The organism is Cellulosimicrobium sp. NPDC057127 (genome assembly GCF_042670945.1).
Lineage (GTDB): Bacteria > Actinomycetota > Actinomycetes > Actinomycetales > Cellulomonadaceae > Cellulosimicrobium.
In genome coordinates, this window is sequence record NZ_JBHUUP010000004.1 from 153,078 (window position 1) to 167,307 (window position 14,230).

12 protein-coding genes are annotated in these 14,230 nt (G+C 76.7%); 3 read left to right on the forward strand and 9 right to left on the reverse strand.

What is annotated here, in order from left to right:
* Positions 1-171: 171 nt before the first annotated feature.
* Positions 172-600 (reverse strand): VOC family protein, encoded by a 429-nt coding sequence (locus ACFTZA_RS05710; RefSeq protein ID WP_378191718.1) that lies wholly within the window; start codon positions 598-600, stop codon positions 172-174.
* 109 nt (positions 601-709) lie between these two features.
* On the opposite strand from ACFTZA_RS05710, the gene ACFTZA_RS05715 reads away from it, so the two are divergent.
* A complete protein-coding gene (locus ACFTZA_RS05715; protein WP_378191719.1) occupies positions 710-1,318 on the forward strand; it encodes a TetR/AcrR family transcriptional regulator in 609 nt (202 codons plus the stop codon).
* Here ACFTZA_RS05715 and ACFTZA_RS05720 read toward each other — a convergent pair.
* The 8 genes from ACFTZA_RS05720 to ACFTZA_RS05755 form a co-directional block, all read right to left on the reverse strand.
* Positions 1,272-1,943 carry a class I SAM-dependent methyltransferase gene (locus ACFTZA_RS05720; protein WP_378191721.1) on the reverse strand — a complete coding sequence of 224 codons (672 nt, stop codon included), beginning with the start codon at positions 1,941-1,943 and terminating at the stop codon, positions 1,272-1,274. The two genes, ACFTZA_RS05715 and ACFTZA_RS05720, sit on opposite strands and share 47 nt — an antisense overlap.
* Positions 1,944-2,035: 92 nt before the next feature.
* A complete protein-coding gene (locus tag ACFTZA_RS05725) occupies positions 2,036-5,248 on the reverse strand; it encodes an AAA family ATPase (RefSeq protein ID WP_378191723.1) in 3,213 nt (1,070 codons plus the stop codon).
* Entirely contained in the window at positions 5,248-6,498 is a 1,251-nt protein-coding gene (locus ACFTZA_RS05730) for an exonuclease SbcCD subunit D (RefSeq protein ID WP_378191725.1), read from the reverse strand. Before ACFTZA_RS05730 ends, ACFTZA_RS05725 begins: the two co-directional genes overlap by 1 nt.
* A 125-nt stretch (positions 6,499-6,623) precedes the next feature.
* On the reverse strand, positions 6,624-7,001 hold the full coding sequence (locus ACFTZA_RS05735; protein ID WP_378191726.1) for an STAS domain-containing protein: 378 nt from the start codon (positions 6,999-7,001) through the stop codon (positions 6,624-6,626).
* Positions 7,002-7,242: 241 nt separating this feature from the next.
* Positions 7,243-7,686, reverse strand: coding sequence for an aminoacyl-tRNA deacylase (locus tag ACFTZA_RS05740; RefSeq protein WP_378191922.1), 444 nt, complete (start codon positions 7,684-7,686; stop codon positions 7,243-7,245).
* 142 nt (positions 7,687-7,828) lie between these two features.
* Positions 7,829-8,350 (reverse strand): DUF2087 domain-containing protein, encoded by a 522-nt coding sequence (locus tag ACFTZA_RS05745; protein WP_378191728.1) that lies wholly within the window; start codon positions 8,348-8,350, stop codon positions 7,829-7,831.
* Positions 8,351-8,449: 99 nt separating this feature from the next.
* On the reverse strand, positions 8,450-10,204 hold the full coding sequence (locus ACFTZA_RS05750) for an ABC-F family ATP-binding cassette domain-containing protein (RefSeq protein ID WP_378191730.1): 1,755 nt from the start codon (positions 10,202-10,204) through the stop codon (positions 8,450-8,452).
* Positions 10,205-10,405: 201 nt separating this feature from the next.
* The gene (locus ACFTZA_RS05755) at positions 10,406-12,535 is read right to left on the reverse strand and encodes a M15 family metallopeptidase (RefSeq protein WP_378191732.1); all 2,130 of its coding nucleotides are present in this window, start codon (positions 12,533-12,535) and stop codon (positions 10,406-10,408) included.
* A gap of 180 nt (positions 12,536-12,715) precedes the next feature.
* Between ACFTZA_RS05755 and ACFTZA_RS05760 the strand changes: the two genes are divergently transcribed.
* Positions 12,716-13,231, forward strand: a complete 516-nt coding sequence (locus ACFTZA_RS05760; RefSeq protein ID WP_378191734.1) for a hypothetical protein — start codon at positions 12,716-12,718, stop codon at positions 13,229-13,231.
* Positions 13,232-13,407: 176 nt separating this feature from the next.
* A complete protein-coding gene (locus tag ACFTZA_RS05765; RefSeq protein WP_378191736.1) occupies positions 13,408-13,956 on the forward strand; it encodes a hypothetical protein in 549 nt (182 codons plus the stop codon).
* The last annotated feature ends 274 nt before the right edge of the window (positions 13,957-14,230 follow it).

Here is a 14,230-nt window from a genome sequence, read left to right on the forward strand (position 1 = left end):
CCTTCGACGTCCCGGCACCCCGCTTGTGTCGCGAGGGCCCCGCATCTGACAGGGCGACCGCATCCCGTGCCGCCCTGCTCCCGCCGGGTAGGGACGACGCCGGACCGGTTTCGTGACAGCGCGCGGCACCCGCGTCCGCGGTCGCCCGGCGAGGCCGTCTCGGCCGCCCCGCTACGCCGTCGGGCGCGCGGCGTCCTCGTACCGGTCCACGAACTCCCCCGTCGGCGGGATCGGGGTGATGACGTCGACGAGCACGCCGTTCGGGTCGGCCGTGATGAAGTGCCGCTGCCCGAACGCCTCGTCGCGCAGCGAGCGCAGGACAGGGAGCCCGGCCGCGGTGAGGCGTTCGTGCACCGCGTCGACGTCCTCGACCTCGAGGTTGAGGAGCAGCCCGGACGCTCGCCCTCGCCCGCTCTCGGGGATCGTCTCGTGGTCGCCGTCGAGGACGGCGAGGTTCACCGTCTCGTCGTGCGCCGACTGCAGGTGCACGTACCAGTCGCTCGTGAACAGCGGCCGGAAGTCCAGGTGGTCGACGTAGAACGCGGTGGTGGCCGCGACGTCGCCGGTCATGATCACCGGGTACCAGCTCGTGATGCGCATGTCGGGTCCTCTCCTCGGGGGGCGGTGACCGTGCCACCGCCTCGACGGGGCCACGGCGCGGCCACATACAGCCTGTCTGTATCTACACGGTGACGTACAGTCTGTCGGTATGCAAGAGGGCGCGTCGCGGTCGCGGCGGAGCAACGAGGAACGGACCCGGGCCACGCGTGGCGCGCTCGTCGACGCCGCACGCACGCTGTTCGTCACGCACGGGTACGCCGGGACGTCCACGCCGCAGGTCGCCGCGGCGGCGCACGTGACCCGCGGGGCGCTCTACCACCACTTCGTGGACAAGCAGGACCTCTTCCGCGCGGTGGTCGAGGCCGAGGCGGCGGCCGTCGCCGCGGAGATCGAGCGTGCCGCCACCCCGGCCGACGACGCCGCGGACGACGCCCGCCACCGGCTCGTCACCGGGGCGGACGCCTACCTCGACGCGATGGCCGTGCCCGGCCGCACCCGGCTCCTCCTGCTCGACGCGCCCGCCGTCCTCGGCGCGGCGGAGGCGGACGAGGTCGACGCCCGCCACGCCCGCCGCACCCTGCGGGACGGGCTGGCGGACGCGCTCGGGGACGACGCGCCCGACGACGCACGCCTCGACGCGCTCACGCTCCTGCTCTCCGCGGCGTTCGACCGCGCCACGCTCGCCGGCGGAGCGGCGGCACGCTGGGCCGTCACGGAGCTGGTCGAACGGGTGTGCGCGCCGCGACCCACTCGATGACGCCGAGCCGCGACCGTTCGTGCTGCACGACGTCGAGGCCGTGCGATTGCACCCAGTCCATCGGCCGTCGCGCGAAGTACTCACCCACGAGCGGACCGGTGACGAGGTCCACGCCCGACTGCACGAGCCGCAACGGCCAGGAGGACGACGCGACGTGGTCCGCGAGCAGGACGAGACCACCCGGCCGCACGACGCGCACCATCTCGGCGAGAGCAGCCTCGTGGTCGGGGATCGCGCACATCGCGAGGGTGCTGACGACGGTGTCGAAGGCGTCGTCGGGCAGGTCGAGCGCCTGGGCGTCACCGAGCCGCAGGTCGGCGTCGACGCCGAGCCCGGCCGCGCGCCGTCGGGCGTGGTCGAGCATGCCCGGGCTCCACTCGACCCCCGTGAACCCTGCGGCGCGGACCTGCTCCGGGTAGTGCGGGAGGTTGAGCCCGGTGCCGACCGCGACCTCCAGCGTGCGACCTTCGGCCAGCCCGCACACCCGTTGCCGGAGACCGGGGAAGAGCCGGCGCTCGGCGGCGGTCATCTCCCGGTCGTAGCCCCGTGCCTCGCGGTCCCACCGGCCGCGCAGCCGGCGCGCCCGGGCCTCGCTCCGGCTGGTCGACCCGCTCCGCTCGTCCACGTCCCCTCGTCCCTCGGTCCGGTCCGCGCGCCCTCGGCCACGCCCTCGGCACAGCACCCGCGGCGGCGCGCTCCCGGGGCCGTGCGCCCCTCTCACGCTCGCACGGAGAGCGTGCTCCCGCCTCCGGCGCGCGGGCGCACCTCGACCCGCTCCGCCACCGCCTGCTTGAGCGCCTCCACGTGCGAGACGACGCCGACCACGCGGCCGCCGCGGCGCAGCCGACCCAGCGCGCCCAGGACCACTTCGAGGGTCTCGGCGTCGAGGCTGCCGAAGCCCTCGTCGACGAACAGCGTGCCGAGCTCGACCCCACCCGCCTCGGCGGTCACGACGTCGGCGAGCCCGAGCGCGAGGCACAGCGACACGTAGAAGGTCTCGCCGCCCGACAGCGTCCTCGGGTCGCGCGCCCTCTCGGTCACGTGGTCGAGCACCTTCATCGCCAGACCCGTGCGCCGGGACCGCACGTCCTCGCGCGTGGTGCTGCGCACCAGCTCGTAGCGTCCCGACGACATCTCGGCGAGCCGCTCGTTGGCGGCGGCCACGACGTCCTCGAACCGCTGCACGAGGACGAACGTGGCGAGCGACAGCGCGTGCGCGTTGTCGCTGCCCGTGCCCGCGGCGAGCGCGGCCATGCGGATGACGGGGCCCGCGTCCCCGCGTGCCGCGTGCCACGCGTCGACCGCGTCTCCGAGCGCCTCCGCGGCGGCGCCTGCCGAGTCGGCCAGGCGCAGGGCGTACTCGTGGCGCCGCGTGACGGCTCCCGCCGCGGCCTCGGCGTCGGCGACGGCCGCGCGTGCCGCGTCGACGTCCGCGACGGCGTCCTCCGCCAGCGCGGCGACGACAGGGTCCGCGAGGCCGGCCCGCAGGGTGGCGAGCGCCGCCCGGTGCCGGGAGACCTCCGCCTCGAGCCGTGCGCGCTCGTCGTCGTCGAGCGCGGCCGCGAGCGCCTGCGCGGCGTCGGCGAAGCCGCCCTCGGCCACGAGGACCTCGACCTCGTCGCCGCGCCGTCGGGCCTCGCGCCGCGCGGCCGCCACCGCGGCGTCGGCCTCGCTGAGAGCGGTCAGGGACCGGGCGCGATCGTCGAGCGCGGCGGCGAGCACCGCCACCGGGTTGCGCGGGCCACCCTCGTGCTCGAGCACGTCGGGAAGGGCGGCACCGGCGAGGAGAGCGCGCGCCGACGCCGCCTCGCGCGCGATCTCGGCGGTGTCGGCCGCCACGGCCGTGGCGAGCTCGTCGAGGCGCGACGTCGCCGCCGCGACGGTCTCGGCGAGCTCGGCGGCGCGCTCGTGCAGCGCTCGCGTCGCGGCGTCGTGCTCCTCGAGCTCCCGCTCGGCGTGCTCGCGCGCGGTGACCGCGGCGCGCGCCCGCGTCACCGCGTCCTCCAGCTCGACGACCCGGGCGTGAGCGGTCCCGACGTCGAGGCCCTCGGCGGCGTGCCGCAGCGCGTCCAGACGCTCGTCGAGCCGGGCGACGTCCGCCGACGCGTCCCGCAGCGCCCGCTCCGCCGCGACGCGCGCGGCCTCGGCCGCCTCGACGTCCTCGGGGGTGACGTGGTCGTCCGTCCGGCGCGCAGGGTCCGGGTGCTCGGGCGAGCCGCAGACCGGGCACGGGGCGTCGTGCACGAGCGACGCGGAGAGCTCGCCCGCGATCCCGGCGATGCGAGCGGTGCGCACGCGCCGCTCCGCCTCGACGGCGTGCACGGCGGCGTCCCCGGCGAGCGACCGCGCCGCCAGCGCGCGGGCGTGCTCGCCGTCCAGCGCCTGCGCCTCGCGCGCCGCCGCGGCGACGGCGCGCGCCCGCCCGGCACGCTCCTCGAGGCCGCCGAGCCGCGCCGCGGCCTCCCCCTGCTCCGCGACCTGCGCCCGGAGCGTCTCGCGCGCAACGGGCCGCTCCGCGAGGTCGGCGAGCACGCGGCCCCGTTCCTCGGCCGCCCGCGCGACCTCCTTGCGTCCGTCCGCGAGCTCGCGCTCGCGCGCGGGCAGACCGGCTCCGACGGGGAGCAGCCGCACGACGCGCACCGACGCGGTGAGCACGTCGGAGCGCACCGCCTCGAGCGCGCCCGGATCGGCATCGGCCAGCTCGGCGGGGACACCCGTCCGGGCGATCTCCAGGCGCTCGAGCGCGTCGACGAGCGCCCGCTCGGCGGCGAGCGCGGCGCGTGCTGCCGGTGCGACGACGGCGGCCCGACCGGCCGCGTCGAGGCGCGCCACGAGCGCGGCCACGTGCGGCTCCTGCGCGGCGAGCCGCTCGCCCTCGGCCCGCAGCGCGGCTCGCCGGTCGAGAGCTGCGGCCGTCGCGCGCACGGCGTCGTGCCGGTCCCGCGCCGCGGCCAGCGCGGCGTGGGCCGCGCGCTCCTCCGCCGCCAGGGCGTGGGCCTGCGCCTCGCGACGTCGTCCGTGCGCGACGGCGTGCGCGTGCACGCCGTACCCGTCGCCGGCGTGCCCGGGTTCGGCGTCCTGAACGGTGCCGGCACCCCGGTCGGGTTCCTCGTCGCGGCCCGCGTCCACGTCCCGGCCGAGAGCGTCGACCAGCGCCTCGATCTCGGCGTCCGTCGCCCGGCGCACGCGCGCGTCGTCCTGGCAGGCCTCGCGCAGCGCACGGGCGTCGTCCGGCCCGATCCCCGAGGCACCGCAGTAGTGCTCGACGGCGCTCGTGACGGCCTGGCGGGCGGCGTCGACCTGTCCGCGCGCGGCCCGGGCGAGCTCGCCGAGGCGCACGGACGCACGCTCGTAGAGCTCGGTGCCGAAGACCTTCTGGAGCAGGTCGCGCCGCCGCTCGGGGTCGGCGCGCAGGAAGCTCGCGAACTCGCCCTGCGGCAGCACGACCGTCTGGACGAGCTGACGGCGGTCGAGGCCGACGAGACGCTGGATCTCCGCGCCCGCCTCGTCGAGACGCGCGGAGAGCAGCTCTCCGGCCGGGTCCTCGTCGTCGGGCGCCGGGACGGCGGGCAGGCGCCAGAGCCGCACCGAGGCCTGCTGCGTCGTCGTGCCCTCGCCCCGCTTCTTGGGCCGCCGGTACTCGGGCGTGCGCCGCACGCGGAACACGCCCGCCGGGACCTCGAGCACGAGGTCGACGAACGACTCGACGGACGCGTCCGCGAAGGCCGAGCGCAGCCGGTCGTCGCTCGCCGCCTCCGAGGCGACCTTGCCGTAGAGGGCGAACACGATCGTGTCGATGATCGTCGACTTGCCGGCGCCCGTCGGACCGTCGAGCAGGAAGATGCCCGAGGTCCCGAGGGCCGCGAGGTCGACGCGGTGGCGGCCGGGGAACGGGCCGATGGCCTGGAACGTGAGCGAGTGCAGGTGCATCAGGCGCTCCGCTCCGCCGCGAGCGCGCCCTCGAGCGCGTCGCGCAGCACGAGCTCCTCGGCCGCGGACGGCGCGTGCCCCGACACGTGCTCGACGAAGTCCCGGGCGACGTCGAGCGGATCCCGGCCCGGGCCGACGGCGGTCACCGTCTCGCGCTCGACCGGCTGCGGGGGGCGGTGCGTCACCTGGAGCGCGTGCGGGAAGCGCGCCCGCACGCGCGCGTACAGCTCGGCGGGCCGCGTCGCGTCCGTGACGACGACGCGCACCCAGTCGTCGCGGTGCGGCTCGCCGGCCGCGCCGAGGAGGTCGTCGAGCGGTCCCGTCACCTCGGCGAGCCGGCGCGGCACGGGCGCCGGGACGAGCTCCACGGCGTCGTGGCCCTCGTCGCGCAGCCGGTCGAGGTCGACGAGCGCGGTGGACTTGCGCTGGTGGACCTCGGAGAACGAGAAGGCGAGCGGCGAGCCCGAGTACCGCGCGACGGGCGGGCCCGCCACCGCGTCCACGGCGCCATGACCTGCGGTTCCACGTGGAACATCCGGCACCGGGACGCGCTGCGGTCCGTGCAGGTGCCCGAGCGCGACGTAGTCGATGCCGTGGCCGGCGAACGTCCCGGCGGGGACCGAGTCGACGCCGCCGACGCGGATGTCGCGCTCGGACTCCGACGGTTCCCCGCCGACCACGAACGCGTGGCCGGACACGACCACGGGCCCGCGGAACCCGCCCGCCCGGCGTGCGGCGAGGTCCGCACCGACCCGGCGCACCGCCGCGGCCATGACGGCCTCGTGCGAGCGCGCGAGCGGGGCGTCGTCCGCCAGCTCGTGGCGCGCCGCGTCCGGGTCCAGGTACGGCAGCGCGTGGACGAGCAGCGCCTCGTCGCTCTCCCCGGTGGCGCCCGGGCGCGGTCCGAGGACCAGGGGCGTGCCGACGTCGGCCACGCGCGTGCGCAGGTGGACGCCCGGACGCAGGAGCCGTTCGGCGAAGCCGAGACGGATCGCGGAGTCGTGGTTGCCGGGCGTGATCACGACGTGGGCGTGCTCCGCGAGGCGCGCGACGGCGTCGGACAGGAGGGCGACCGCCTCGACGGGCGGGATCGCGCGGTCGTAGACGTCCCCCGCGACCACCACGGCGCGCACGCGCTCGGCGCGCGCCAGGTCGACGAGGTGGTCGAGGTGTGCGGCCTGGTGCTCCAGCAGGTCCACGCCGTGGAGCGTGCGCCCGAGGTGCCAGTCGGACGTGTGCAGGATCCGCATAGGGGGACCGTAACGGTCGGCTCCCACAGGACCCGCCAGGCTCCCCGGCGCGACCGCCGGGCGCGACGACCCTCCCTACGGCTCGGCCTGGACCGCGCCGGCCGGGTCTCTCGGGACCGTCGGCGTCAGCCGACGCCCACGACGGCGACCGGCCCGCTGGGCGCGTCGTCGGTGCGGACCACGGGGATGCGCCCGCCCATGCCGATCATCTCGAGGAGCTCGACGATGCTCTCCGACGGGTCGCGCAGCACCACGTCGCGGCTCTCCTCGTCGCCCAGCATGTAGAGCTGGATGATGAAGGCGATCCCGGACGAGTCGATGAACGAGACCCCGGCGACGTCCACGACGACGGGGCCGCGGGTGTCGAGGACGTACGACATCGCCTCGCTCGCGCGGTCCCGCAACGCGGCGTCGACCTCGCCCCACATCGTCACGACGACGCCGCCCTCGGAGGGTGCGTAGGCGATGCCGCTCGCCTGGTCGCTCGCGCTGCCTGTGTCCATGCGGTCCAGCTCCACCGTCTCTCGATCGTCCTGCGTGCTGCCGGCTCCACCTCGGTCTTGTCCAACGCGTCCGGGGCGCTCCCTGTTCCCGTACGGGAGCGGGCGAGGTCGGCAGCGGCACCCGGGCGCCGGTGACCGGGGCACCCTGAGTGTGCACCCGGCACGGCGTCCGCACCACCGGTCGGACCCGCCGGACGGCGGGACGACGCCGGGGCGGTGCTGCCGCGGGCGAACCGGGACGTTACAGGGGGTCCGTGACGTCCGCGACCTGGGCGGCGAGCACCCGCACGAGCTCGGAGCCGTCCACCGTCGCGGCGACGCCGTGCGCCCCCGCGCCGATCGACACGGCGCCGTCGGAGGCGGCCACGCGCTCGTCCGCCACGACGGGCCAGGCGCGCGTCGCGCCGAACGGCGTGATGGTGCCGCGCTCGTACCCGGTGACGTCGCGCGCGACCTCCTTGTCCGGCATCGACAGCCGCGACACGCCGAGCAGGGCACGCAGGCGCGGCCAGGCGATCTGCCGGTCGCCGGGGACGAGGACGAACAGGTAGTCGTCGTCGCCGCGCCGCACGACGATCGTCTTGAGCACGCGCGACGGGTCGACGCCGCGCGCGGCCGCGGCCTCCTCGAGCGAACCGACCCGGCCGTGGCGCGTCAGGGTGAAGCCGATGCCCGACGCCTCCAGCGCCGCGACGGCGCGCTCGTCGCCCGGTCCGGTGCCCTGCCCGCCGTCCTGCCCGCTGCTCCGTCCGCTGCTCCGTCCGCTGCTCACGCCACCGACCCTAGCCCGCTGCGGCGGGCCGGCGCCGGACGTCAGACGTCAGACGTCAGACGTCGTCGAACTCGGTGACGACCGTGCGCCAGTACTCCGCGCCGTCGCGCGTGCGGTGCACGAGCCCGGCGTCGACCATCGCGCGCCGCAGCGAGACCGGGTCGGCCGCGCGCTCCGCGAGCCGCTTCGTGAGCGTCAGCTCGGTGACGGGCTCCTCGAGCGGCAGCACCTGCGCGGCGAGATAGCGCACGACGAGCTGGCGGTCCCGCAGGCGCTTGGGGCTGCGCAGCAGGCGGCCGCCCACGAGGAACCGGTCGGGCCCGGTCGGCTGCGGGGACGGGGTCGAGCTGAGCAGCCCGGCGAAACGGGCCGGGACCGCGCGCAGGAAGCCGCCGTCGTCGCGCACCACGATCCCCGCGGCGAGCAGCGGCACGAGGCGACGCCGGTCGTCGGTCGTGAGGTCCGCCTCGGCCGGCGCGTCGACGACCACCCGGCCGAACAGCGCGAGCCGTCCGTCGTCCGCGAGCGCCGCCACGACCTGCTTCCACGTGTTGTCCGAGCCGCCTGCGTCGCCCATGCCCCGACCCTAGGCACCTGCCGCCGGGACGGGCCAGCGAGATCGCGCGCGGACCGCGGACCGCGGACCGCGGACCGTGCCGGCGGCACGTCCGGCCCGTCAGGCCAGGTGCACGACGTCGCCCGTCCAGCCGCGGCGCAGCCACCGGTCGTGCGACGCGACGACGACGGCACCCGGCCAGCCCTGCACTGCCGTCATGAGCTCCGTCGCGAGCGTCAGGGACACGTGGTTGGTCGGCTCGTCGAGGAGCAGGACGCCGGGCGCCTGGGACACGAGCATCGCGAGCACGAGACGACGGCGCTGGCCGACGGACAGGTCGGCGAGCGGCCGCCCCAGGTCACGCGGCGCGAGGAGCCCGTGCGCGTCGACGCGCGTGCCGTCCTCGGGTCCGCCCGTCCCCTGCACGAGGGCGAGGACCTCGCGCGGGGTGCGCTCGTCGTCGTGCAGGTGCACGTCCTGCTCGAGGAGCCCGACGCGGGCGCCGCGCGCCCGGCCGACCGTGCCGGCGTCGGGCTCGAGGTCCCCGGCGAGCACGTGCAGCAGGGTCGACTTGCCGGCGCCGTTACCCCCGGTCACGAGCAGCCGCGTCCCGCGGGAGATGTCGATCGACGGCACGCCGGACGCCGCCAGGTCCAGCCGCTCGGTGCGCTCCCCCGCGGGCGCCGGTCCGTCCCGGTGCACCACGACGTCCCGCGCCCACAGGACGACGTCGCCCCGCCCGCCCGGTCCCGTGGCCCACCCCGACGACCCCTGCGGTGGCGCGAAGCGCAGCGGAGCGGGCGGGCGACGCACCTGGTCGCGCTCGAGCGCGTCGAGCCGCTGCTGCGCGTTGCGCACGCGCCGCGACACCTGGCTCTGCACCCGCTCGCCCTTGAAGTCGTAGAGGATCTTCGCCTGGTTGCCGCGCTCGCGGTCCTTGCTCACGTCGCGCGCGGTGACGGCGACGGCGCGGCGCAGCGCACGCAGCTCCTCCTGCTCGGCGGCGAACCGCTGCTCCCAGTGCTCCCGCTCGACGCGCTTGGCCTCGAGGTAGTCGACGTAGCCCCCGCCGTACGCGGTGATGCCGGGCGCGGTGATGCCGGGCGCGGCACCGTCCGCCGTCGAGCCGCGCAAGGGCTCGGCCGCCGGGTCGAGGTCGAGGATCTCCGTGCACACCTCGTCGAGGAACACGCGGTCGTGGCTCGCGAGCACGACGGCGCCCGGCAGCGCTCGCAGCGCCGCGGCGAGGAACTCGGCGGCGTCGTCGTCGAGGTGGTTGGTCGGCTCGTCGAGCAGGAGCGCGCCCGGCTGGCGCACGAGCAGCGCGGCGAGGCCGAGACGCGTGCGCTGCCCGCCGGACAGCGAGCCGACGGGGCGGTCCGCGACGCCGCCCACGTCCAGGCCGAGGCCCGCGAGCGTGCGCGCGGCCCGCGCGTCGGCGTCCCACACGTCGGCGAGCTGTGCCCTCGCGAGGGCGCGGTCGTACGCCGCCTCGCGAGCCGACGTGTCAGCACCACGCGTCGGCCCGGCCTCCGGTGGTGCTGACACGTCGACCAGGGCGGCGGCCGCGGCCTCGAGGTCGGACTCGAGCGCGCGCACGGCCGCGAGGGCGTCGTCGACGACCGTGCGGACGGTCGTCGACGGCGGGTACGGGAACTCCTGGTGGAGGAACCCGAGGTCGGCCGGGCGCTCGACGGAGCCGGAGTCGGGCGTCGTGAGGCCGGCCAGGACGCGCAGGAGCGTCGACTTCCCGGCACCGTTCTCGCCGACGAGGCCGGCACGGTGGCCGGGGTCGACGGCGAGGTCGACGCCGCGGAGCACGGCGCGGCCGTCGTAGGACATGTGGACGTCGGACGCGCGGAGGACGGGGGTCATGCGATCACCTGCCAGGGCTGCCCGAGGCGCGCCGATCGCGCACGAGGGCGCGCAGGACCGCGGCTACGGGCTCGGAGGAACGGGCCGGTCGGGGCAGGTGAGCGTCACATCGCGCACGACGCTAGAGCGCCGTCACGGACGACGCGAGCGATTTTCCTCCGTCCGGGACGACAGCGGTCAGCCGCGCGTCCGTCGGACGTGTCAGGGAGCCGGCAGCACGTCCTCGTCCGGCGTCTGCGTGGGTACCGCGGCCGGGTCGTCCGACGCCGGGTCTTCCGGCTCCGCGGGCTCCGTCGGCTCAGGCGTGGGGTCCGGCGTCGGCTCCGGGTCCGGCGTGGGGTCCGGATCCGGCGTCGGCTCCGGGTCCGGCGTCGGGTCGGGGTCCGTCGGCGGGTCGGTCGGGTCCGTCGGCGGGTCCGTGGGATCCGTCGGCGGGTCCGTGGGATCGGTCGGCGGGTCGGTCGGGTCGGTCGGCGGGTCCGTCGGCGGGTCCGTGGGCTTCGGGTCCGTCGGCTTCGGGTTCGTGGGCTTCGGGTTCGTGGGCGTGGGGTCCGTCGGCGTCGGCTTCGGCGTGGGAGCCGGCTTGGGCGGCTGGGGCACCGGGCCGGGGGTGGGCTTCGGCGAGGGGTCCGCGGGCACCGGGCCGGGCGCGGTCGGCACGATCTCCCCCGGCGTGTACCGGTCGGGCATCGGGCCTGCGCCGAAGAACTCGAAGTGCCACGGCTCGGGCTTGACGCCACCGGGCCGGGCCCAGGTCGGGTTGTCCCACCCGTAGTCGGGGCCGTGCGTGCGCAGCCACACGTACTCGGCGGACCTGCCGGACGGCACTGTCCCACCGATGTCGATCGCGAGGCCCCAGCCGTGCTGCGACGTGCCCGGCACGGCGGCGAGGTAGGGCTTGATCACCTTGAGCCGCACCTGCGACTCGTACGTGCGGTAGGAGTCGGTGATCGCCAGCGGCCTGCCGAACTCCTTCTCGAACTCGGCGGCCAGCGCCTCCAGCTGCTCCGCGGCGTCGCACCGCAGGGAGTGGCCGGGGGCGAACGACAGGACGCACAGGGCGTCGGCGGGGATCCGCCCGTTCTCGTAGGCGTCGGTGGAGCCGGCGTACCTGGCCACGACCTCCCGGAGTCGCTCCGAGAGCGCCGCGCTGCTCGCCGACGTGCCGCTCCCCGGGACGACGCCGCCCGCGGGCAGGACGTCGACGGCCGGGATCGTGGACGACGCGCCGAGTAGGTCGGCGAGCCGGGTCGCGGTCCCCACCACGTCCTCGAGCGTGACCGGGCCGTCACCGGCCTCGCCGCCGCCCGTCGCGCCGCCCTCGGCACGGGACCCGGTCACGTCGTCGGTCGCGTCGTCACCGTCGTCCAGGGCGTCGTCCCCCGCACCGCCGCCGAGCGGGTCCTCGTCGTCCGGGGACGTGCCGTCCGCGCCGAAGCCGTCGTCGGGGTAGAGCTCGTCCTCGTCGGGGAGCCCGTCGCCGGCCCCGCCGGGGCGCACGCCGTCGGGCGCGGGGACGCCGTCCCCCGGGAGCACCCGCCCGTCGTCCCCGGCGCCCGGGACGTCCGGCGGCGCCTGCGTCGGCGACGGCGTCGGGCCGGGAGACGGCGAGGGGGACGCGGAGGGCGACGGCGACGGCGTGGCCGACGTCAGCGTCACCGACGGACGCTCCACGTCGGCGAGCACCGGGCCGTCGTCGGACGTCCCGGCCGCCTGGCGGGTGTCGGGCTCGTCGTCGGACGTCCGGCCGTCCTCCGTACCGTCGGTCGGGCGGTCGGACGGCCCGTCGGTGCCGATGCCCGGTCCGGCGAGCCCCGTGCCGCCCTGCCCGGGCACGACCGGGCCGGGCAGCGTCGGCAGGCGGAGGTCGCCGGGCGCGCTGTCGAGGTCACCGACGTCACCGTCGGCGCCGCCGTCGGCCGCGCCGTCGTCCTCCGGCTCGAGCACGGCCGGGACGGTCACGCGGCGGGCGGCGTCCTGCTGCGCGAGGTACGTCGCCAGCAGCACACCGAGGTCGGAACGCGTCTCCTCGATCGAGGGGCTGACGGCGTCGGTCTCCAGCGCGTTGGCCGTGGCGAGCACCGTGATCGCCGCCTGGACCTGCTGCGTCTCGTCGAGCCCCCCACCGAAGTCGTGCGAGACGGTCTCGACCGTCCCCGACACCGCTGTCGGCGCGAAGAACGAGTCACCCTCGCGCGGTTGCGCACTGCCGGCCAGCGCTGCGGCGAGCGTGATGCCGAGGGCCGAGGAGATGAGCACCTGCGAGACGGTGCGCGCACGGCGCGACAGCACGCGGTCGTCCGCGTCGTCACGGTGCGTCGACGTGCTCACGGTGCTCCCTCGTGCGCTGCTCCTGGCGTCCCGCGCAGTACGGACGCCCGGCCCGGTCGCGCGCGTCTTCGCGCACCCGGGCCACGGCGACGACCGTCGCGGTGCCCTCGTCGGTCCTACCGTACACGCACCCCTCCGGGCTCTCACCCGGCTCTCATCCGCCGGAGGCACAATGTCGCCATGAGTTCATCGCAGCGTCATCCCAGGTCGACGTCGCGCCTCGCCGTCGCCGCGATCGCCGCCGTGGCGGCCCTCGGTCTCGGGGCGTGCGCGGAGGACGGTTCCGTCTCCGTGCCGGAGTTCACCCTCTCGGGCGACGGGCTCGAGCAGCTCCTCGAGGACGCGCGCTCCCAGGCCGAGTCCATCGGCGAGGACGTCCGGTCCCTCACCGACGACCTCGGGTCCCTCCCGGACGACGCCCAGGCGCGCGCGGAGGAGGCCGTCACGGCCGCCCAGGAGGCCGCCGACGAGGCGCGCGCGGCGGTCGACGACGCCGCCGCCGCGGGCGACGAGGCACGTGCCGACGCCGAGCAGCGGCTCGCCGAGGCGCAGGACGCTCTCGACCAGGCCTCCCAGGACCTCGAGTCCGTCACCTCCTCGCTCTCCGGCGCCGACGCCTCCGTGCGGTCGGCGCTCGAGGACCTGCGCGCCCAGGTCGACGAGCTGAGCTCGGAGATCGACTCCTCGACGTCCTGAGCCCGCCGGGGACGTTGGTCCCCCGGGGCGGCGACCTTCGCCCGGCGACCCCTCTCCCCCGCCGCGGAAGGCTGGGAACCAAGGAACCCGGCCACCGAGGCCGGGGCCAAGGAGCCCGGCCACGAGGACCGGGTCGACGAGAGGGGACAGCGATGGTGGGGACGATCGACCGGAACGTGAGCAAGCCGCTCCCGACGGTCGCGGGCCACGAGCCCGAGACGCTCAGCCTCGCCGCACGGGCGGGACGGCCCACGCAGGTCGTGCTCGGCGTGCTGCGCATCGTCCTGGGGATCTACTTCCTCTGGGCGTTCTTCGACAAGACCTTCGGCCTCGGGTTCGCGACCCCGGCCGAGCGCGCCTGGGTGAACGGCGGCAGCCCGACGACCGGCTACCTGTCAGGGGTCGAGGGGCCGTTCGCCGGCTTCTTCAACGGCATGGCCGGCGCGGTGTGGGCCGACTGGCTCTTCATGGCCGCGCTCCTCGGCATCGGCCTCGCCCTCACGCTCGGCATCGGGATGCGGGTGGCGGCGGTCAGCGGAGCGGCGCTGCTGCTCTTCATGTACCTCGCGTCGCTGCCGCTCGAGACCAACCCCGTCCTCGACGACCACCTGACGATGGCCCTGACGATCGTGGCCCTCGCGATGATCGGCGCAGGCGACGTGCTCGGCCTCGGCCGCACGTGGAAGAGGCTGCCGCTGGTGCGGCGCAACGCCTGGCTCGTCTGAGGGACCAGGACCGTCCGCCCTCGGCGCAGACCGACGAGGCGGACCGACGGGGCGGACCGAGGACCGCGCGACGCATCTGAGGCCGTCGCAGCGCAGGCCGACCCGGGGGGTGCGGGGTGTGCGGGTGGTGGGGAGACCACCCGCACACCCCGCCGTCGTGGGGGGGGGGGCCCCCCCCCCCCCCCCCCCCCGGGGCCCCCCCCCCCCCCCACCCCCCCCGCCCCCGAGCGCGCGCCCCGCGCCGCCCCCACGGCCCCCCCCCCCCCCCCCGCCC

What these genes read in the sequence shown, in the direction of transcription:
- ACFTZA_RS05735 (WP_378191726.1), bottom strand. Translation starts at nt 7,001, where the DNA reads ATGGACACAGGCAGCGCGAGCGACCAGGCGAGCGGCATCGCCTACGCA.
- ACFTZA_RS05750 (WP_378191730.1), bottom strand. Translation starts at nt 10,204, where the DNA reads ATGACCCCCGTCCTCCGCGCGTCCGACGTCCACATGTCCTACGACGGC.
- ACFTZA_RS05725 (WP_378191723.1), bottom strand. Translation starts at nt 5,248, where the DNA reads ATGCACCTGCACTCGCTCACGTTCCAGGCCATCGGCCCGTTCCCCGGC.
- ACFTZA_RS05710 (WP_378191718.1), bottom strand. Translation starts at nt 600, where the DNA reads ATGCGCATCACGAGCTGGTACCCGGTGATCATGACCGGCGACGTCGCG.
- ACFTZA_RS05730 (WP_378191725.1), bottom strand. Translation starts at nt 6,498, where the DNA reads ATGCGGATCCTGCACACGTCCGACTGGCACCTCGGGCGCACGCTCCAC.
- ACFTZA_RS05745 (WP_378191728.1), bottom strand. Translation starts at nt 8,350, where the DNA reads ATGGGCGACGCAGGCGGCTCGGACAACACGTGGAAGCAGGTCGTGGCG.
- ACFTZA_RS05715 (WP_378191719.1), top strand. Translation starts at nt 710, where the DNA reads ATGCAAGAGGGCGCGTCGCGGTCGCGGCGGAGCAACGAGGAACGGACC.
- ACFTZA_RS05760 (WP_378191734.1), top strand. Translation starts at nt 12,716, where the DNA reads ATGAGTTCATCGCAGCGTCATCCCAGGTCGACGTCGCGCCTCGCCGTC.